The sequence below is a fragment of the Kocuria salina genome (assembly GCF_013368965.1).
GTDB lineage: Bacteria > Actinomycetota > Actinomycetes > Actinomycetales > Micrococcaceae > Kocuria > Kocuria rosea.
In genome coordinates this window covers 1-17,705 of the sequence record NZ_SSSF01000022.1, presented here as the reverse complement: position 1 = coordinate 17,705, position 17,705 = coordinate 1, and the positions used below count along the sequence as shown (strand labels likewise).

Below are 17,705 nucleotides of genomic sequence, written 5' to 3'. Positions count from 1 at the left end.
CACGATGCGGTTGGCCGAGGTGCCCTGGGAGCACGTGCTGGCCGAGGGCGAGGGGCACCGCAGTGTGGCCCAGTGGCGGGAGGCCCACGAGGAGTTCTGGACGGCCACGCCGCCGGAGGCGTGCGCCGAGGTCCCGGGGCACGACTTGGACGACGACACGCTTGTGGTGCTGGAACGATTCCGGCTCCTCCCGGACCCGGTGAAGTGATCCCATCGATCCGGCTCTGTGGTGTGCCGCTGGCACCAATCCAGCGCACAACCAGCACGAGGCCGTTTGCTATACATATGACCCGCTACCGGACACCGCCACGAGTGGACTATCGCAGTTGAGGTTCGCTGTCGGACATGCGGAGGATCGGCGGCGGCGCGGGCTTGGGGGTGGGTGTTCTTAGCATGGGGGCATGCGACTGCGTGCGACGACCCCGGCCGATTTGGACGTCTTCCTAAGGTGGGTCCCCTCCAAGCTGGACATGGTGTTGTGGTCCGGTCCTATCTTCACGTGGCCATTGGACCGGGGGCAGCTGGAGGTCTATCTGGGCAATGATCAGCGCCGATACTGGACCGGGCTGGACCCAGAGTCCGGCGCGCCGGTCGGTCATGCCTCGCTGCTCGTCGACGACTCCGTGCCCATGATGCGGCTCGGGTGCATCCTTCTGAACCCGGCTGTCCGAGGACGCGGTCTGGGGCGTGAGCTGATCAGCACAGCTGTGCGCACGGGCTTCGAGATCACGAAGCTACCGACCATGAAGCTGGGTGTCTACGCGCACAACGTCCCGGCTCGGCGGGTCTACGAGAGCCTGGGATTCCAGGAGACCGGCCGGGTGCGCAGCACCGAGGTGGATGGTCAGTCCTGGCATGCCGTGGAGATGGAGAGACCACGAACCAGCTGAGTTCTCATGGGAGCCGGGATGCTCCGTAGATCCACCCGGAGCTGTGGTGAGGATCCAATGTTGCGATTGGGGTTCCTATGGCGACAGTGCGTGATGCCCGAGTTGGGAAGGGCAGAGCTACTTCCCGCGTTGGAGCCCGACCAGCACGAAGAGGAGAGCGCTCAGGAGTCCCCCGGCGAGCATGGCAAGCCCCAGCAGGAATAGCATTCCGGCGCCGATGTTCGCCCCGCCCTCGCAACACGAGGCGATGGTCCAGATCCAAGCGCCGGCCGCTATGACGGCACCCAGAGCGATCATGACTAACGGGATCCGCATGAACCGCCGGGCGGCCGAGGAGAGTTTCATGGGTTGTCCTTCGTCGAAGGGAACTGCAACGTTGCGCCTGAGGTTGGCTTACGGTCACCGAAACAGGGCCAGAGCCTGTAGAGGAGTCGAGGGGCCGGTCTGGTGATTCTCGATCGTCATGTCACTATGAACCCACTGACGACAGCCGACTCGAGGAGTTCTCCATGGTGCCGACATCCCCTCAATCGCGATCGGATTTGACCGATCTCGCGCAGGTGCGGGCGGAGATTGATGGTCTGGACCACCAGATCATCCAGCTGTTGGCTCGACGTCAGGCCTGTGTGATCCGTGCCGGTGAGCTCAAGGAGCGAGGCTCTGAGAAGGCCGTTCGAGATCCGGACCGGGTGAACGCCGTGCTCGCGGCGAAGCGGCAGCTCGCGCAGGACGCAGGCCTGAGCCCAGAAGTAGCGGAGCGGACCTGGCGGGCGATGATCGATGCGTTCATCGACCTGGAGCTGGGCGTTAACGCAGAGCGGTAACGACACCGAGAAATATCAATCAGAGACGGCCTCGGAAAAGTTACGTGGTCGACATTAAGGAGAGCCGGTCGCTGAATTCAGCGCAACGCGCGGCGTAGTCGCTGGCGGGTGGTTCGCGAGACGTTCCGTTGCGGGTTCCTGTGTCGCTCTTCGTGCCTAGGCCTCGACGGGAAAAGGACTGCTTCGTGGGAGTTGGTTGTTCTTGGGCGGCCAGGGCAGGGGGCGGGCTTAGTCGGGGATGGTGGCGGTGCCGGTGAGGAAGCGAGTGCAGGTACCGGTGAGCAGGGTGCGGTTTCCAGTCACGAGGGCGTGCACGGTGCCGCCGCGGGTTGAGAGCTGCCGGGCTACCAATGTGGTCCGGCCCAGGCGGGTGGCCCAGTAGGAGGCGATCTGGGAGTGGGCGGAACCCGTGACCGGGTCCTCGCTTACTCCGGCGCGGGCGCCGAAGTACCGGGAGACGAAGTCATAACCGGTGTCGGCACCGGGGGCGGTGACGATCACCCCGCGCACGGGCAACCCGGCCAGCACGGTGTGGTCGGGGGTCAGAGTGCGCACGGTCTCGGCGTCGGCCAGGACGTAGACCAGGTCGGTGGCCTCCAGGGCCTCACGCACCGGTGCCCCGAGAGCGGCTGCGACCACGGGGTCGATCTGGGTGGGCACGGGAGGTTCAGACGGGAAGTCCATGGTGTAGCCCCCACCTGGGTCGCGACGAACGATGAGCCAGCCGCTGCGGGTGTGGAACTGCACCAGCTGGGCTTGTGGGTGGGCGTCTTCGAAGAGGTAGGAGGCGGTGGCCAAGGTGGCGTGGCCGCACAGGTCTACCTCGATGGCGGGAGTGAACCAGCGTAGGTGGTAAGCCGGATGCTGCGGGTCTGGTGCGGTGACGCCGGTGGGGAGGTCGGCGACGACGAAGGCAGTTTCTGAGAGGTTGTTCTCCTCGGCTACCTGCTGCAGGACGGTGTCGGCCGGCCAATCAGGCAGCGGCATGACCGCGGCCGGGTTGCCTTCGAACGGGGCCGCGGCGAACGCATCGACCTGGATGATAGGCACCTGCATGAGAGGGTGCTCCTGACGGGAAGTGATGGATCAGTTGGGCGTTCCCACTCTAGAAGCCCTGCATGCACCACTGGATGGACCCGCCTGAACCGAGCCATCCGGGCGTAAAGGTGTGGCGTTAGGGGTTCCACCATGGAACCTGGCGTCAAGCCGGCGTGGGCGAGCTGGGTGTCGCTCCAAACGCAGTTGAGTCGCTCGGTATCAGAACGGTGAGATCACGCTGCAGACCGTCAACGGTCTGGACGGTCTAGGTCGTGTCTCCCAATAGTCGGACCCAGGTGAGGATGGCGCAGAGGGTGACGCCGGCGCGGTACGTGATGGCGAGTTTGTCGAAGCGGGTCGCGATGCCGCGCCACTGCTTCGCGAGTGCGAAGAATCGCTCGATCACGTTGCGACCGCGGTAGGCGGTGGCGTCGAACCCGGGCGGGCGACCGCCGCGACTCCCGCGCCGTTTTCGTGCGATGATCTGGTCGCGCTTGTCGGGAATGACGGCCTTGACCTTGCGGCGGCGCAGCTTGCTGCGGATGACTCCGGTCGCGTAGGCACGGTCGGCGATCACGGCGTCGGGTCGGGTTCGTGGGCGACCCGGGCCAAGCCGGGGAACCTGGATCTCGCCGAGCACGTGGATGAGCATCGCTCCGTCGTTGCGCTGCCCGCCGGTCACGATCATCGCGAGCGGGCGGCCGTGCCCATCGACGGCCTGGTGGATCTTCGTGGTCAGACCGCCGAGGGAGCGGCCGATACCGTGACCGGGCGGTTCAATCTCGTGCCAGGGCAGATTCTTGTGATTCGATCCTGCCCCCTGTGTCCTGCTCGGGGCGGGTGGTGTTCGTCGCATGCTGATGCGCACGCGCGATCGTCGCATCGATCGACACCGCCCAGTCGATCTTCCCGGCCGCGTCGGCCTCGGCGAGGATCTGCGCCAGCACCCGATCCCACGTCCCGTCACCGGCGTAACGGCGATGCCGCTTCCACACCGTCTGCCACGGGCCGAACTGCTCGCGGGGCAAGTCACGCCACGGGATCCCGGTGCGGAACCGGTACGCGATGCCCTCCACAACCCGCCGGTCGTCACCGAACGGGTGACCACGCCGCCCGGCATTGGACGGCAACAGCGGAGCGATCCGCTTCCACTGCGCATCCGTGAACACCCGATATCGAGAACCCGTCGACCTCACCCCACCAGACTGCCGCGAACCTCACGATGCATATGGGAGACACGCCCTAATACCGTGACACTGGATTAGGCGACGACAGAGCCCTGATCTGCTCAAAAAGAGGGGGTTGCTCGGATGAGAATCCGAGCAACCCCCTCTTTTTGAGGACGGTCCTAGGTTTTCCGTGCTGGCCGCGGTGGGGAAATCAGGGCCACCTTCTTCCCGCAGGCGAACCTTGTGTCCGTCTACCACTTCACCCCAACAACGAAAAACGACCCGATCGGGCCCGAGGAACTCCTCAGGGACCTACCGTGGGGGTGGGGTGGGGTGGGGTTCAGCGACGCCGTGCCTCCGATGCTAATTCGGTCTCGCCGTAGCTGTTGTCAGCGGGGTTGATGGTTTCCCCGGGGGCGACGAGGGCGTCGATGCGGTCGAGCACCTCGGTGCTCAGGGTGGCCTCGGCGGCCGGCAGCTGGGATTCGAGCTGCTCCATGGTGCGGGGTCCGATGATCGCCGAGGTGACAGCCGGGTGGCGGATCACGAAGGCGATGGCCAGTTCGATCAGGCTCAGCCCCGTCTCCTCGGCAATCCCGGCGAGGCCTTCGACGGCTTCGAGCTTGCGCTGGTTGGCCGGCAGGGACAGATCGAACCGATCGGCCAGCCGCTTCCGGGCCGGAGAGGTCGGCGCCAGACCCTCCTTGCCCTGGCGCCACTTCCCCGACAGCCAGCCGCCGGCCAGCGGGCTGTAGGTGAGCACCCCCATCCCGTGGCGGGCGGCGGTGGGCAGCACATCGGCCTCTGCCCCGCGCACCAGCATCGAGTAGGGAGGTTGTTCGGTGACGAAGCGTTCCAGGTGCCGGTCCCGGGCGGCCCACTGGGCTTCGACGATCTGGCTGCCGGAGAACGAGGAGGACCCGATGTAGCGCACCTTGCCCTGGCGCACCAGGTCGGTCAGCGCCCCCAGGGTTTCCTCGATGTCCGTCTCCGCTGAGGGGCGGTGGAGCTGGTAGAGGTCGATGTAGTCGGTGCGTAGCCGGCGCAGGGAGTTCTCCACCTCCTGGATGATCCAGCGCCGGGACCCGCCCCGGTGGTTGGGGTCCTCGTCCATGGGCACAGCGAATTTCGTGGCCAGCACCACGTCCTCCCGCCGCCCATTGGCCAAGGCCTCCCCGACGATGTCCTCGGATTCGCCGTGGGAGTAGATGTCGGCGGTGTCGACGAAGTTGATCCCAGCGTCCAGGGCACGGTGGATGATGCGGATCGACTCACCCCGGTCGTTGTTCCCCCACGGGCCGAACATCATCGCCCCCAGACACAAGGGGCTGACCGAGACCCCCGTACGTCCCAAAGTGCGGTATTCCATAGAGTCCTCCTGGTGGATGGTGTGACCGGCAGCCGGTGCTCCGATCTCGCTGCAGAGGTGTAGGGGGGGCTGGGTCAGGCCTGGTCGGCGGGGCGGAGCAGGATCTCGTGGATGGCCAGGTGGCGGGGGCGGGTGAGGGTGAAGGCGATGACCTCGGCGATGTCCTCAGCGGTGACCGTGGCCACGCTGTAGAGCTGCTCCACACCTTGGCGGGTGGATTCGTGGGTGATGTGGGTGGGCAGTTCGGTGGCCACCACACCGGGCTCGATCAGCGTCACCCGCACCTCGGGTAGCAGTTCCTGGCGCAGCGACTCCGACCACCCGTTCAGTCCCCACTTGGTCGCGGCGTAGACGCCGTTTCCAGGGCGGGCGGTGCGCCCGGCCACGGAGGAGATGTTCACGATGTCCCCACCACCGTCCTTGAGCTGGTCGAGGAACACCTCGGTGGTAGTGATCGCCCCGAGCAGGTTCACCTCGATCATGGCCCGGTAGTCCTCGTGCTGGTCGGCGGAGAACGGTCCCAGCAGCATGACCCCGGCGTTGTTGATCAGCACGTCGGCCCCCCCGAGCTCGTCCTGGACCCGGGAGGCGGCCGCGAGGAGGCTGGGGCGGTCGGTGACGTCGGCGGCGATGGCGACCGCGCGGTCGCCGAGTTCGGCTGCGAGGGCGTCGATCCGGTCGGTGCGCCTGGCCAGCAGTGCCACCTGGTAGCCGGCGGCGTGCAGGGTGCGGGCGGTGGCGGCCCCGATGCCGGAGGAGGCGCCGGTGATGACGGCGGTAAGCCCGGTGGTCGGTGTGGTGGTCATGAGAGGGTCCTTTCGAAAAGGGGTGGGTGGGTCAGCGGTCGAGCAGGCCGACCTGGCTCAACCACTGCTCGGTGTCGGCGGCGGCGGCGGGTGAGGGTGTCGGTGCGGTGCAGGCGGTCAGCGTCGTGGCCATGCCGGCCCCGCCCAGGGCCGCGCGCAGCAGCGTCCGTCGGGGCACCGGGGGTCGGTGCGTGGGGGCCGGCATGGTGGGCTCAGCCCGTCGGGGTGGGGGCTTCGACACCGGTCATGGCCAGGGCCGGGGCCGGCAGTCGGTCACCGCGGATGGTGATCGCCTCCAGGGCGGTGGTCAGCTCTGTCAGCTCCGCGGAGCTGAAGGTGACTTCTTCGGCCCCGAGGTTCTCCAGCAGGTGGGGCAGTCGGGTGGTGCTGGGAATGGGCACGATCCACGGCCGCTGGGCCAGCAGCCAGGCCAGGGAGATCTGGGCGGGGGTGGCGCCCTTGCGCACGGCCCAGTCCTGCAGCAGCTGCACCAACGCCATGTTCGCTTCCAGGTTCTCGGGGCTGTTGCGCGGGACCATGGGGCGGAAGTCGCCTTCGGTGAAGCGGGTGAAGGGGGTGATCTCCCCGGTGGTGAGGCCCATGCCCAGCGGCGCCCAGCACACGAAACCGATCCCGAGTTCCTCGCACAGGGGCAGGACGTGGGCTTCGGGTCCGCGCCAGGCCATGGAGTACTCGTTCTGGATCGCGGTGAGCGGTTGCACCGCATGGGCCCGGCGGATGGTCTCCACCCCAGGCTCGGAGAGCCCGAAGTGCAGGACCTTGCCCTCGGCGATCAGCTCGCCCACGGTGCCGGCCACGTCCTCGATCGGGACGGCCGGGTCCACCCGGTGCTGGTAGAGCAGGTCGATGCGGTCGGTCCGCAACCGCGCCAGCATGCCCTCCACAGCTGTGCGGATGTGCTCGGGGCGGCTGTTGAGCCCCCCGGTGCGCTGACCGGTGGCCGGGTCGATGTCCCAACCGAACTTCGAGGCGATCACCACCTCATCGCGGACCGGTTCCAGCGCCTCCCCGACGATGCGTTCGGACTCGAAGGGCCCGTAGGCCTCGGCCGTGTCGAAGAACGTCACCCCCTGGCCGGCGGCAGTGCGGATGAGGGAAACCATGTCCGCCCGGCTGGTGACGGGCCCGTACAGATCGCCCGTCATGGTCTGGGTGCCCAACCCCGTGGCCGAGACCTCCAGGGCCCCGAGCATGCGGCGACCGCTCACCGTGGTGGCGACGGTCACCGGGTCCGTGCCCTTCCCGTGCCCTCTGCCGCGGCCCGACGGAGACGAGTGGGCGTTCGAGGGGTGACTGGCCATGCCGGTCACCAACGGGACCGAGGCCAGTACGGCCGCGCCCTGCAGGAACCGGCGCCGGCCACGATCGGTGGCGGCGCGTGCCGGTGTGCTGTCCTGATCGTGCATGGGGATCTCCTTCATGGTCATCGTTACTGCGGAGCCGATCCCCGGCGCCGCGGTCCTCGACCCAGGACGCTGGGGGAACCGGAACGTGGGAGGAACCGGAGCGCCAGGAGTGCTCTGGTCAGGGAGTCGCGGAGTCGAGCCGGTCAGACCGGAGGATCGGGGCCCGGGTGAAGCCCGGTACCACCGCGGGCGCATCCTCTGAGGTGTCCGCGGCGCGATGGAGGGGAGCGGGCGCGGCGGCCTGAGGGATCAGGCTTCGGGGATCGGCATGCCGTAGGCCTCGAGGGTGACGTCAGCCGGCTCCGGCCCGCCACGGTTGCCGGTGTCGAGGGCGTCGATCGCCGCCATTTCCTCGTCGCTGAGCTGGAAGTCGAAGACCTCGAAGTTCTCGGCGATCCGGTGAGCCTTGGTGGACTTCGGAATCACCGACCGGCCTTCCTGCAGGTGCCAGCGCAGCATCACCTGCGCCGGGCTCTTGGCGTGAGCTGCCGCAATGCCGAGGATGGTCGGGTCTTCCAGCGTGCTGGTGTGCTGACCTTCCTGGTAGAAGGTGATCCCGCCGATGGGAGACCAGGCCTGGGTGAGGATGCCCTGGGCGGTGTGCAGTTCCTGGAGCTCCTTCTGCTGGAAGTAGGGGTGAAGCTCGATCTGGTTCACGGCCGGCACCACCGAGGTCTCAGCCAGGAGGCGGTTGAGGTGGTCGGGCATGAAGTTGCTGACCCCGATCGCGCGGACCTTGCCTTGCTCGAGCAAGGTTTCCAGCGCCCGATAGGCCTGAAGCGTCCGGTCAAAATGGGTGGGCAGCGGCTGGTGCAGGATCAGCAGGTCGATCTGCTCCACGCCCAACTTCGTTGCGCTCTTCTCGAACCCGTGCAGCGTCTCCTCGTAGCCGTAGTCGCTGATCCAGATCTTGGTTTCGATGAAGACCTCCTCGCGGGCCACACCAGAGTCGGCCAGGGCCTGGCCGACCTCCGTCTCGTTGCCGTAAGCGGCTGCGGTGTCGATGTGGCGGTAACCGGTCGACAGGGCCGCCCGGACAGCGTCGCGAGTCTCCTCGGGCGAGGCCTGGAAGACGCCCAGGCCCAGGGCCGGCATCTGCACGCCGTTGTTCACAGTGATCGTGGTGTTGTCCATGCCCCCACGGTAAGGACGAATCGGGTGGGGGTGAGAGTCCCTGGTGTTATCCCCCAGGTGCCGACCCAAGACCTCGCCGCCGAGGACGAGGGCGACGACGGAGGGCAACCGCTGGCCCCTCGGACCGGGGTGGGGGTGACTGCCAGGGACTCCCACCCCGGTCAGGTGCCGACCTAGCCTGGGTGACATGGATACCCGCCACGAGGTGCAGCAGTTCCTCACTACCCTGCGCGCCCGCCTGACCCCGGAGAAGGCCGGGGTGAGCGTGTTCGGCGGTGAACGCCGCGTGCCGGGCCTGCGCCGTGAGGAAGTCGCCCAGCTGGCCGGGGTGTCCACCGCGTACTACACCCGAATGGAGCGCGGGGACCTCAGCGGAGTGTCCGAGAGCGTGCTGTTCGCCCTGACCCGGGCCCTGCAGCTGGACGAGGCCGAGACCACCCACCTATTCGATCTCGCCCGTGCGGCCACCGGACCCCGCCGCGCCCCCCGCACCAAACCCGAACCGCGGCTGTCGCCACGCATGGCCCAGTTGCTGGACACCATGGGCGAGGTCCCGGCGATCGCCATGAACCGTCTGGGCACCCCGGTGGGATCCAACGCCCTGGGCCGGGCCCTGTTCCCGCACCTGTTCCCCCAGGCCGCGGCCCCGCTCAACCATGCCCGATACCTTTTCCTGGACATCCGATCCCAGGAGTTCTACCCCGACTGGGAGACCAGCGCCCGGCAATCGGTCTCCGCCCTGCGCCTGCTCGCCGGACAGGATCCCAGCGACCGGGCCCTGATGGGACTAGTCGGTGAGCTGGCCACCCGCAACGAGGACTTCCGCACCTGGTGGGGCGGACACACCGTGCGCACCCACACCACCGGCACCAAGCGCATCAACCACCCCGTGGTCGGTGAGCTCACCGTCGGCTACGACGTCCTGACCGTGCCCGCCACCCCCGGGCTGAGAGTCACGACCTACCTCCCCGCCCCAGGGTCCTCCTCGGCCGACGCCCTGGCCATGCTGCGCAGCTGGATCGCCGACCCCAGCACCGCCGGCTCGACCAGGGCGGACCACTGACCGGAGCGGATTCCGACCATGGGACGCCCAACACATGAGAGCCCGTATCTTCACGACAAGGCTCTCATCCGCAGGTCGACTTCACAGCCCTCCGGCTCCACGTTGCTCTCGAGTCCGCCTCCGCGAACCGCTCACCACGAACGACGCAAGGGACTGATGCACCGATAGGTGACGGCACGGGTAACGATGACACTTCCATCATCAACGTCGCCTATCCAGGCATCAGGCCCATTCACAGCGTTCCGTGTCGGGGCTGAGCGGCTATTGAGCCTGATCGGTGTCTCGCTTGTTCGTGAAGGCGAGGACGGCGATGGAGGATGCGACGAGGACGAGTGCGCCGTAGCCGATGGCGATGTGGTCCGGTGCCATGGTGGTGGCGAGCCGTCCTGCGACGAGGCCTGGTGCGGCAGCACCGGCGTACGAGATCAGGTACAGCGTGGCGAGGAGCCCGGCTCGGTCCTGCGGGGCGGCGTCGCCGAGGACGGCGCGCATGCCGGCGGCATTTGCGGCGCCCTGGGCGATGCCGGCGAGGGCGCTGGCGGCGAGGAACCACCAGATCGCCCCGAGGTGCAGGGTGACGATCACGGCCGCGGTTGCGACGACGAACAGGGCGAGGCCGACCCGCAACGCGGTCGCGGCCCTGAATCTGCCGGTGACCAGTCCGCCCACGGGGCTCAAGATCACGATAGAGGCGAACACGAGGGCGACGATGAGGGCGTTGCTGGTGCCGAGTTCGTCGGCGGCGAGGACCGGGGAGAACGCCTGGTAGAAGCCGCTGAGCGCCCAGGTGCCCACCAGGGCGGTGCCGACGGCGAAGATGGTGCGTGCCTGCCCACGCGGGACGAGCACTCGTGGCCGCAGCGAGGCGAGAGCGCCGGGGGTGCGGTCGGCGGTCTCGGGGCAAGCAGCGAGCAGAGCGGCGAGGACGACGAGGACGGCGGCGATGATCGTGAAGGTCAGGGTGCGTGGTGCGGGTTCGTACTGGACGAGCGCGCCGGAGAGGAGCGCGCCGAGCGGGATCGCGAACGGTGGGGCGTTGCTCGTGATCACCGGCCCGAGCCACCCCGGCCGCCTGGATGCGGTGTCGAGGACGTAGGAGCCAAGGGCGCTTGAGGCGATGCCGCAGCCGATCCCCTGGAGCATCCGGCCGATTATGAGTTCGGGCAGGCTGTGAACGTTCAGCATCACGATGCAACCGGCGGCCGCGACGAGGACCGCGCCGATCGCGACCGGGCGCCGGCCGACATGGTTCGACAGCCGGCCGGTCGTGAGCAGTGTGACGGCGGTGACGCCGAGGTAGACGACGGTGGCCTGTGCGAGACCGGAGGCGGTGACTCCGTCCTGCGCCCGGTAGGTGTTGTAGAGCGGGACGGGTGTGCCAGAGGCGAGGAACACGGCGATGAGGCTCGCGGCGACGACGGGGAAGGTGACGGCGGGAGGGAGCCGGAACCGGATGGTGGGGGTGGACTCGGTAGCGGTCACGAGTCGGCGTCGGTGCTTCGGGTCAGGTGGGCGAAACGTTCCACGTCGTGGGCTTCGGTCTCGGCGGCCGTTCGGTAGCCCCCGAGGGCGTCGGTGCCGAGGAGGAGCAGCTTCGGCGGTTCCGGGTGCTCCACGGCCTCCAAGATCGCGGCGGCCGCCTTCGCGGGTTCCCCACGCTGGGGGCTGAGCTGTTTGTCACCGGTGCGCCCCAGCACCTGGTCGTAGGCGTCGATCCGGACTGCGGACTGGTCCGCGGAGCGGCCGCGGAAGGCGGTGCGGAAGGAACCGGGTTCGACGACCAGGACGTGCAGCCCGAGCGGTTCAACCTCCTTGCGGAGGGACCCGGAGAGCCCTTCGAGGGCGGCCTTGGCGGCGGAGTAGTAACCGCCACCGGGGATGGTGATCCGTGCGCCGATGGAGGTGATGTTGACGATCGTCCCGTTGCCACGGGCGCGCATGCCGGGCAGGACGGCCTTGATGAGGTCGACCGGGCCGAAGAAGTTCGTCGCGAACAGCCGCGCCACGTCCTCGTCCTCGCCCTCTTCGACGGCGGCGGTGTACCCGTAGCCGGCGTTGTTGACGAGCACGTCGATGCCGCCGAATCGCGTCTGGGCCGCCGCGACCGCCGCAGTGATCGAGGCGGGGTCCGTGACGTCGAGCGTCGCAGTCAGTGCGGTGTCCGGGTGCGCCGACCGGAGGTCCTCGATGGAGGACGTGTTCCGGGCGGTCGCAACGACCTGGTGGCCGGTGGCCAGGACATGTTCGGCGATGGCGCGGCCGAGTCCGCTGGACGCGCCGGTGATGAACCAGGTGCTCATGCCTGATCCTCCGCGGTGAAGTCCGTGGTCCGGCTGACGTGGGCCCAGGCGTCGATCTCGTCGATGCGGCCCTGCAGCTCGTCGCGGACGATCCTCACGGCATCGGAGCCCAGGAGCAACCGGAATGGTGCGCTGTCGGCTTGGACGGTGTCGATGATGACGCGGGCTGCGCGGTCGGGGTCGCCCTGCTGGGTGCCGTGGGTGGTGTCGTTCTCCTTGCGGCGCTTGCCCGCGGTGTCGGCGTAGTCGTCGATCACGGTGCGCGACTGCATGAGGGAACGGCCGGAGAAGTCGGTGCGGAACGCACCGGGTTCGAGGACCAGCACGCGAATGCCCAGCGGCGCGACCTCACGGTTGAGCGCGTCGGACATGCCCTCGAGGGCCGTTTTCGTGGCGGTGTAGTAACCGGAGGCAGGGTTGGAGCGGGGCGCGCCGATGGAAGAGACATTGACGATAGCGCCGGAGCGCCGGGCACGCATCTGTGGGAGTACCTGCTTGATCAGATCCACGGGGCCGAAGAAATTCGTGGCGAACAGCTCATCGACCTCGTCGACGGCGGCTTCCTCGACAGCGGCTCGGTAGCCGTGTCCGGCGTTGTTGACAAGGACGTCGACGCCGCCGAATCTGGTCGTTGCGGCCTCCACCGCGGCGACGACCTGGTCGTGGTTGGCGATCTCCAATGGAACCGCCAGGGCGGTGTCGGGGTGCCCGTCGACGAGGTCCTGGAGGTGGTCGGTGTTCCGGGCGGTGACGACCGCGTTGTCACCTTGGGCGAGGACGGCGCGGGCGAGGGCGGCGCCGAGTCCGCTGGATGCTCCGGTGATCAGCCAAGTGGTCATGGTTTTGCTCCTTTGTGTGCTGGCGGCGGCGATCTCGAGACGTCAGCGTCGTGGGCGGACGCGGTCGAGTTCCTCGAGGACGGCAGCTGGTTCGTGTTCGAGCGGCAGATTCGCCTCATCGAGGACTCCGTCGAGGGACCCGTCTGGGTCGGGCCGGAGGGCGGCGAACACCGGGCTCAAGTCGTCCTGTTCGGCCCCGCGGTCGGCGACGAGTTCGAACGTCCTGTGCACCGCGTTCGGGTTCGTGAGGCTCTCGACGAGGACCCGCGCGATCTGATGCCGGGCGATGACGCCGTCGGCAGGGGTGCCGGTGTGGTGGGTGTCGCCCTGCCGTGGGGCGATCTTGAGTTGCTCGTCGTCGTTGTAGTCGAACCAGCCGGGCCGCACGATGGTGTACTCGTTGCCGCTGGCGCGGACGAGCCGTTCCCCGCGGCGCTTCCACTCGGAGCTGTCCCGCAGCACGGTCACACCGATTGTGGTCATCAGCGCGATGCGCACCGGCCGGCCCTGAAGCGCGCGGAGGACGTTGCGGACGGCGCCGTAGTTGACCGCTTCGGCGTTGCTGTTGTCGCCATGGGTATAGATCACCGCGTCGACGCCGGCGACGGCGTCGGTGAGGGTGGACGCGTCGGTGAGATCGCCGATCACGGTCTCCGCGCCGCGGCCGAGCCCGTGGGCGCGGGAGGAGCTGCGGATCAGGGCGCGGGTGCGGTGCCCTGCTCGCACAGCTGTGGCGACGACGTGCCGCCCGATGCTGCCGGTGGAGCCGACGACGAGGACGGTGAGCTGCTGGTCGGTCATAGTGGTGCCTTTCAGATCAGGTCGGCAGCGCGCAGCCACCGGTCGACGTCCTCGCCGGTCCGGGGGCCGCGGACTTCTTCACCGCGCACCGCCAGCCCCTCCCCGAGGGTCGCACCGGTGTTGAGGTCGCGGTAGAAGAACTCCGTGGAACCGAGCCCACTGACGGCGTACGTCACGAACGGGCGGAGGTCCTTGCCGTTCAGATCGACAGCATCGATGAAGGTCGCCATGATCATCGGCGGCTGCACGTTCCAGATGGGGCTCCCGAGGAGCACCGCGTCGTAGTCCGCCAGGTTGGGTATGGGGTTGGCGATCTCGGGACGCGCGTCGCTGTTCTGCTCCTCGACGTTGCGTTGCACGGTGGGGTCGTACCGGTCAGAGTACGGGTCGGCCGCTTCGATCCGGTACACGTCGCAGTCGATCCGGTCGCGGATCAGGTTCGCCAGAACTTCGGTGTTGCCGGTGTCAAGGACGCGTCGGCCGCCGTTCCAGTAGTTCTCCCCGGCCCGGGAGAAGTAGGCCAGCAGCACACGGCCTGCTGCGGGATCGGGCATCGGTGTGGTTCCTCCACTCGGGGCGGTTTGTCTGCCCCGGTCGGGGGCGGGGCCGGGTGCGGTGCAGCCGGTCAGGGCCGTTGCCGCGGCCATGCCGGCCCCGCCGGCGAGGGCGCGCAGCAATGTTCGCCGGGGGACCGGGTGCTGATGTGCGGGGGTTGGCACGGCGCTGGGTCAGTCGACCCGGCGGGTGCCGAGCTGGCGCACCCACTGGGGGTCGTGGTGATCGAAGAACTGGGATTCACCGGTGTCCAGGGCCGCGATGGCGGTCATCTCGTCCTCGGTCAGATCGAAATCCTGGGAGGTGAAGTTCTCCACCATCCGCTCGGGCCGCACCGACTTGGGGATCACCACCACTCCGCGCTGGGTGAGCCAGCGCAGCACGACCTGCCCCACCGTCCGATCGTGGGCGGTGGCGATCTGGCTCAGGGTGGGGTTGGTGAACAGGTTGTTGCGTCCTTCGGCAAACGGGCCCCAGGACTCGATCTGCACCCCAAGCTCGATCATCAGCTGGTGGTAGTCGTGGTTCTGCCGGAACGGGTGGGTCTCGATCTGGTTCACCGCCGGGGTGATCTCGTGCTGGACGATCAGATCCACCAGACGGTCGGCCGGGAAGTTCGACACCCCGATGGCCCGCGCCCGACCCTCGGCGTTGAGTCGCTGCATGGCCCGCCAGGAGCTGTAGTAGTCCCCGTAGGGCTGGTGAATCAGATACAGGTCCACGTAGTCCAGACCCAGCCGGCCCAGCGAGGCCTCGAAGGCGCGCAGCGTGTTGGCCTCCTCCCCGGGATCCTGCACCCACAGCTTGGTGGTCACGAACACCTCCTCGCGGGGAATACCACTGGCGCGGATCGCGGCGCCGACGGCTTCCTCATTGCCGTAGGCCGCGGCGGTGTCCAGGGACCGGTACCCGGCCTCCAGTGCGTGGAGGACGGCGCGTTCGGTGTCCTCGGCCGGGATCTGATAGACGCCGAAGCCGAGAATCGGCATCTGCACGCCGTTGTTCAAAGTGACGCTCTGCATAGTGCGGTCATTCCTTTCGAACGGAAGAACTTGGGAGAAGAAAGCCCCGATGGGCAGGCCGGTGGTGGACACGACGGCCCTGGGGGCCGTGGGGTCCGGGGTGCTCAGTCCTCCGATGCGGAGTGCTCCACCACAGGACCTGGCGCCGGCACGCCGGGGGACGGGGCCGGTGCGGGGGTGGGGTGGGCGGTGGCCCAACTGGCCAAAAAGTCCAGCTGTTCCTGGGCGCGGCTGTCGGCCTCGGCGGTGTAGGCGATCAAGGTCAGGCCCTCCCCGGACAGCTCGAACGCGTCCCCGGTGAGCTCGATGTCACCCACCACCGGGTGATGCAGGCGTTTGCGGGCCGTGCGGTGCAACAGGACGTTGTGCCGAGCCCACCGGGTGGCGAACTCGGTGCTGCCGGTGGCCAGCTCCCCGATCAGCCCGCTCAGCGCCCGGTCGTGCGGGGTGCGGCCGGCCTCGGTGCGCAGCGCCGCGGCCAGACCATCGGCGACGGTGTCCCAGTCGACGAAGAACTCCGGGGCCTTGGGATCCAGGAACAGGAACCGGGCCAGGTTCACCGGCAACCCCTGCGGGGTGAGGATCCCGGTGTAGAGGGCGAAGCCCAGCGGGTTGGCCGCCACGATGTCCATGTGCGCGTTGCGGACATAAGCCGGGGTGCCGTTCATCCCGGCCAGCACCCGCTCCACACTGGGCCGCACCCGGGGGCGGGGGCGACGCGCGGTGGGAGTGCGCGGGGAGGCGGCCGCGGCCCGAGCCAGGTCGAACAGGTGCAACCGTTCGGCCTCATCCAGCTGCAGCGCCCGGGTCAGGGCCTCCAGCACCGACTCGGAGACCCCGCGCAGGTTCCCCCGTTCCAGTCGGGCGTAATATTCCGTGCTCACCCCGGCCAGCAGGGCCACTTCCTCGCGTTTGAGCCCGGGCACCCGGCGGTTGGCCCCGTAGGCCGGCAACCCGGCCTCGGCCGGGGAAAGCCGGGCCCTGCGGGTGTTGAGGAACTCCCGCACCTCAGTGGTGATGTCCATGCCCACCACGCTACGAGGATGCGACGTGGGAAAGGAGGCACTGGCAGTACACCTTCTACCAGGTCCTCCCCCCGGGACCTGGACCTAGGCGCGCTGGACACTCTTCCCCGCCCGACCCATGGAAAGTCCGGGTTCACCCAAGATGGCAATACGAAGCCTCATCACCGAAGCCCGGCTTTACATATGGCCCGGCTACCGGCGACTCCCCACGTGGCAGGCGTTGGAGTAGGTCGTCTGTCGGGCGCCGTGGCCCCGCAGCTACCATTCCGCCATGACAACGCAGCCCCGCCATCACTCGCTCAACTACGTTGAATTGACCGTCATCGACCTCGACGCGGCGAAAGCGTTCTACACCGAGGCATTCGGGTGGCGACTTGTCGACTACGGCCCCGAATACGCCGGCATCGCGTCCTCAAACGATGACGACGCCGAAATTGGAGGACTGCTGGCGGCTCCCGAACCGCGCCCGAGTGGAGGTCCCTTCGTGCTGCTCTACTCGGAGGACCTGGAGAAAACGCAGCGGGCCATCGTCAAAGCCGGTGGGCGCATCCTCCAGGAGCCGTACACATTCCCGGGAGGCCGGAGACTGCACTTCGCCGATCCCAGCGGCAACGAGCTCGGGGTCTGGGCGAAGTGAAGTCGGCCAGCGATCAGAGTTTTGGGGGGCGCCCATCCCGGAGACGACCTCCATGCCGTCAAGAACCGCCGGGATCGTTCACACCGACTGAATTGCGTCTAGGACCAATGGGAGTGCGTCTCTGCTGCCCTCGGTAATCCGGGAACTCCTGAGCCCGCCTGGCGACAGCGCGTGGCGGCTGGGGACTGCCCCCGGTTTCCTTGACTCCGGTGCAGGCCCTTCACCGGCGGTGCCGCATTGGTCGGCATCCAGTCCGCCTCCGGCTACGCAGAAGGCTGAGCCTGGCCGGTCAGCTGGTCCTGACCAGCCCCAGGCTCCGACACGCTGGAGGCTTCACGGACTCGTTCAGTGGTCGTCGACCCCTTCTGTTGTCCTCCCTCGTTCCGGTTCTCGATGATCGCCCAGGGGGCAGCTCAGAAGGCATCGGGTAGTTCGACGGATGACAAAATCAAGGGTGTCACTCACCTGAGGACCCCGGAGGCTACCCCACTCGACAGGAGCACCACCATGACCCACCACCAGCAGAGCCCCAAGGAAATGTGGGCCCAAGCGAAATGGGCTGCTCTCAACCCCGAGTTCCAGGCGGACATCGAGCAGGCTCTCCTCGATGGCCCGTGGATGCAAGTGCGCTCTGAAGCTCTCCTGAAGGCAGTAGCGGCCGCCCAGCGCGCCGGTAAGGACCCGAACCAGTACGGTTCCCCACAGGCACTCGTAGAGGCATACGGGCTGGAATGGCCCACGGAGCCGGAAACGCCCACCGATGGACAGGGTGTCACCGGCGGGTAAAAGCGGGACTGCCGCACCAT

General features: G+C 68.0%; 21 protein-coding genes. 6 read left to right on the top strand and 15 right to left on the bottom strand.

All coding sequences use genetic code 11. The features are described from left to right. Both E7Z53_RS19290 and E7Z53_RS19285 read left to right on the top strand, forming a co-directional pair. Positions 1-208 (top strand): ASCH domain-containing protein (locus E7Z53_RS19290; RefSeq protein ID WP_176338617.1); only part of this gene is annotated, 208 nt, incomplete at its 5' end. 193 nt (positions 209-401) lie between these two features. Further along, a complete protein-coding gene (locus tag E7Z53_RS19285; protein ID WP_176338616.1) occupies positions 402-890 on the top strand; it encodes a GNAT family N-acetyltransferase in 489 nt (162 codons plus the stop codon). A 117-nt stretch (positions 891-1,007) separates the two neighbouring features. Here the strand turns inward: E7Z53_RS19285 and E7Z53_RS19280 are convergent, their stop codons facing one another. Beyond that, positions 1,008-1,235 carry a hypothetical protein gene (locus E7Z53_RS19280; RefSeq protein ID WP_176338615.1) on the bottom strand — a complete coding sequence of 76 codons (228 nt, stop codon included), beginning with the start codon at positions 1,233-1,235 and terminating at the stop codon, positions 1,008-1,010. Between the two features lie 164 nt (positions 1,236-1,399). On the opposite strand from E7Z53_RS19280, the gene E7Z53_RS19275 reads away from it, so the two are divergent. Continuing rightward, the gene (locus E7Z53_RS19275; protein WP_176338614.1) at positions 1,400-1,714 is read left to right on the top strand and encodes a chorismate mutase; all 315 of its coding nucleotides are present in this window, start codon (positions 1,400-1,402) and stop codon (positions 1,712-1,714) included. 228 nt (positions 1,715-1,942) lie between these two features. On the opposite strand, the gene E7Z53_RS19270 is transcribed toward E7Z53_RS19275, so the two are convergent. From E7Z53_RS19270 to E7Z53_RS19240, 7 genes are all read right to left on the bottom strand, one after another. Further along, complete coding sequence (locus E7Z53_RS19270) at positions 1,943-2,770, bottom strand: PhzF family phenazine biosynthesis protein (RefSeq protein WP_176338613.1); 828 nt, start codon at positions 2,768-2,770, stop codon at positions 1,943-1,945. Between the two features lie 247 nt (positions 2,771-3,017). Further along, a protein-coding gene (locus tag E7Z53_RS19265; protein ID WP_176338612.1) for an IS5 family transposase occupies positions 3,018-3,948 on the bottom strand; the annotation gives its coding sequence in 2 pieces (ribosomal slippage) (positions 3,018-3,572 and positions 3,574-3,948; 930 coding nt in all). Between the two features lie 313 nt (positions 3,949-4,261). Then, positions 4,262-5,290: an aldo/keto reductase gene (locus E7Z53_RS19260; protein WP_176338611.1), complete on the bottom strand. Its 1,029-nt coding sequence runs from the start codon at positions 5,288-5,290 to the stop codon at positions 4,262-4,264. Between the two features lie 74 nt (positions 5,291-5,364). After that, positions 5,365-6,096 (bottom strand): SDR family oxidoreductase, encoded by a 732-nt coding sequence (locus E7Z53_RS19255; protein WP_176338610.1) that lies wholly within the window; start codon positions 6,094-6,096, stop codon positions 5,365-5,367. 31 nt (positions 6,097-6,127) lie between these two features. Then, complete coding sequence (locus E7Z53_RS19250) at positions 6,128-6,274, bottom strand: hypothetical protein (protein ID WP_176338609.1); 147 nt, start codon at positions 6,272-6,274, stop codon at positions 6,128-6,130. Between the two features lie 34 nt (positions 6,275-6,308). Then, positions 6,309-7,310: an aldo/keto reductase gene (locus E7Z53_RS19245; RefSeq protein WP_217905973.1), complete on the bottom strand. Its 1,002-nt coding sequence runs from the start codon at positions 7,308-7,310 to the stop codon at positions 6,309-6,311. Positions 7,311-7,772: 462 nt separating this feature from the next. Beyond that, positions 7,773-8,657: an aldo/keto reductase gene (locus E7Z53_RS19240; protein WP_176338607.1), complete on the bottom strand. Its 885-nt coding sequence runs from the start codon at positions 8,655-8,657 to the stop codon at positions 7,773-7,775. 187 nt (positions 8,658-8,844) lie between these two features. On the opposite strand from E7Z53_RS19240, the gene E7Z53_RS19235 reads away from it, so the two are divergent. After that, positions 8,845-9,720: a helix-turn-helix transcriptional regulator gene (locus E7Z53_RS19235; protein WP_176338606.1), complete on the top strand. Its 876-nt coding sequence runs from the start codon at positions 8,845-8,847 to the stop codon at positions 9,718-9,720. Between the two features lie 261 nt (positions 9,721-9,981). On the opposite strand, the gene E7Z53_RS19230 is transcribed toward E7Z53_RS19235, so the two are convergent. From E7Z53_RS19230 to E7Z53_RS19200, 7 genes are all read right to left on the bottom strand, one after another. After that, entirely contained in the window at positions 9,982-11,202 is a 1,221-nt protein-coding gene (locus E7Z53_RS19230; protein ID WP_217905972.1) for an MFS transporter, read from the bottom strand. Beyond that, complete coding sequence (locus E7Z53_RS19225) at positions 11,199-12,020, bottom strand: oxidoreductase (RefSeq protein WP_176338605.1); 822 nt, start codon at positions 12,018-12,020, stop codon at positions 11,199-11,201. Before E7Z53_RS19225 ends, E7Z53_RS19230 begins: the two co-directional genes overlap by 4 nt. After that, complete coding sequence (locus E7Z53_RS19220; protein WP_176338604.1) at positions 12,017-12,859, bottom strand: oxidoreductase; 843 nt, start codon at positions 12,857-12,859, stop codon at positions 12,017-12,019. The genes E7Z53_RS19225 and E7Z53_RS19220 overlap by 4 nt, the downstream gene beginning before the upstream one ends. A gap of 42 nt (positions 12,860-12,901) precedes the next feature. Further along, on the bottom strand, positions 12,902-13,660 hold the full coding sequence (locus E7Z53_RS19215) for an SDR family oxidoreductase (protein WP_176338603.1): 759 nt from the start codon (positions 13,658-13,660) through the stop codon (positions 12,902-12,904). A gap of 11 nt (positions 13,661-13,671) precedes the next feature. Then, on the bottom strand, positions 13,672-14,214 hold the full coding sequence (locus tag E7Z53_RS19210; protein ID WP_255219705.1) for a flavodoxin: 543 nt from the start codon (positions 14,212-14,214) through the stop codon (positions 13,672-13,674). Between the two features lie 174 nt (positions 14,215-14,388). Then, positions 14,389-15,237, bottom strand: a complete 849-nt coding sequence (locus E7Z53_RS19205) for an aldo/keto reductase (protein ID WP_176338602.1) — start codon at positions 15,235-15,237, stop codon at positions 14,389-14,391. 104 nt (positions 15,238-15,341) lie between these two features. Next, the gene (locus E7Z53_RS19200) at positions 15,342-16,262 is read right to left on the bottom strand and encodes a helix-turn-helix domain-containing protein (protein WP_176338601.1); all 921 of its coding nucleotides are present in this window, start codon (positions 16,260-16,262) and stop codon (positions 15,342-15,344) included. Positions 16,263-16,533: 271 nt separating this feature from the next. Between E7Z53_RS19200 and E7Z53_RS19195 the strand changes: the two genes are divergently transcribed. Both E7Z53_RS19195 and E7Z53_RS19190 read left to right on the top strand, forming a co-directional pair. Next, complete coding sequence (locus E7Z53_RS19195; protein WP_176338600.1) at positions 16,534-16,899, top strand: VOC family protein; 366 nt, start codon at positions 16,534-16,536, stop codon at positions 16,897-16,899. A 507-nt stretch (positions 16,900-17,406) separates the two neighbouring features. Next, entirely contained in the window at positions 17,407-17,685 is a 279-nt protein-coding gene (locus E7Z53_RS19190; RefSeq protein WP_176338599.1) for a hypothetical protein, read from the top strand. Positions 17,686-17,705: the final 20 nt, after the last annotated feature.

Bases quoted from the DNA above. Each gene is read 5' to 3' on its own strand.
- E7Z53_RS19280 (WP_176338615.1), bottom strand. From the start codon at position 1,235: ATGAAACTCTCCTCGGCCGCCCGGCGGTTCATGCGGATCCCGTTAGTC.
- E7Z53_RS19200 (WP_176338601.1), bottom strand. From the start codon at position 16,262: ATGGACATCACCACTGAGGTGCGGGAGTTCCTCAACACCCGCAGGGCC.
- E7Z53_RS19285 (WP_176338616.1), top strand. From the start codon at position 402: ATGCGACTGCGTGCGACGACCCCGGCCGATTTGGACGTCTTCCTAAGG.
- E7Z53_RS19245 (WP_217905973.1), bottom strand. From the start codon at position 7,310: ATGCTCGGGGCCCTGGAGGTCTCGGCCACGGGGTTGGGCACCCAGACC.
- E7Z53_RS19255 (WP_176338610.1), bottom strand. From the start codon at position 6,096: ATGACCACCACACCGACCACCGGGCTTACCGCCGTCATCACCGGCGCC.
- E7Z53_RS19205 (WP_176338602.1), bottom strand. From the start codon at position 15,237: ATGCAGAGCGTCACTTTGAACAACGGCGTGCAGATGCCGATTCTCGGC.
- E7Z53_RS19260 (WP_176338611.1), bottom strand. From the start codon at position 5,290: ATGGAATACCGCACTTTGGGACGTACGGGGGTCTCGGTCAGCCCCTTG.
- E7Z53_RS19220 (WP_176338604.1), bottom strand. From the start codon at position 12,859: ATGACCACTTGGCTGATCACCGGAGCATCCAGCGGACTCGGCGCCGCC.
- E7Z53_RS19210 (WP_255219705.1), bottom strand. From the start codon at position 14,214: ATGCCCGATCCCGCAGCAGGCCGTGTGCTGCTGGCCTACTTCTCCCGG.
- E7Z53_RS19190 (WP_176338599.1), top strand. From the start codon at position 17,407: ATGACCCACCACCAGCAGAGCCCCAAGGAAATGTGGGCCCAAGCGAAA.
- E7Z53_RS19235 (WP_176338606.1), top strand. From the start codon at position 8,845: ATGGATACCCGCCACGAGGTGCAGCAGTTCCTCACTACCCTGCGCGCC.
- E7Z53_RS19225 (WP_176338605.1), bottom strand. From the start codon at position 12,020: ATGAGCACCTGGTTCATCACCGGCGCGTCCAGCGGACTCGGCCGCGCC.
- E7Z53_RS19195 (WP_176338600.1), top strand. From the start codon at position 16,534: ATGACAACGCAGCCCCGCCATCACTCGCTCAACTACGTTGAATTGACC.
- E7Z53_RS19240 (WP_176338607.1), bottom strand. From the start codon at position 8,657: ATGGACAACACCACGATCACTGTGAACAACGGCGTGCAGATGCCGGCC.
- E7Z53_RS19270 (WP_176338613.1), bottom strand. From the start codon at position 2,770: ATGCAGGTGCCTATCATCCAGGTCGATGCGTTCGCCGCGGCCCCGTTC.
- E7Z53_RS19275 (WP_176338614.1), top strand. From the start codon at position 1,400: ATGGTGCCGACATCCCCTCAATCGCGATCGGATTTGACCGATCTCGCG.
- E7Z53_RS19215 (WP_176338603.1), bottom strand. From the start codon at position 13,660: ATGACCGACCAGCAGCTCACCGTCCTCGTCGTCGGCTCCACCGGCAGC.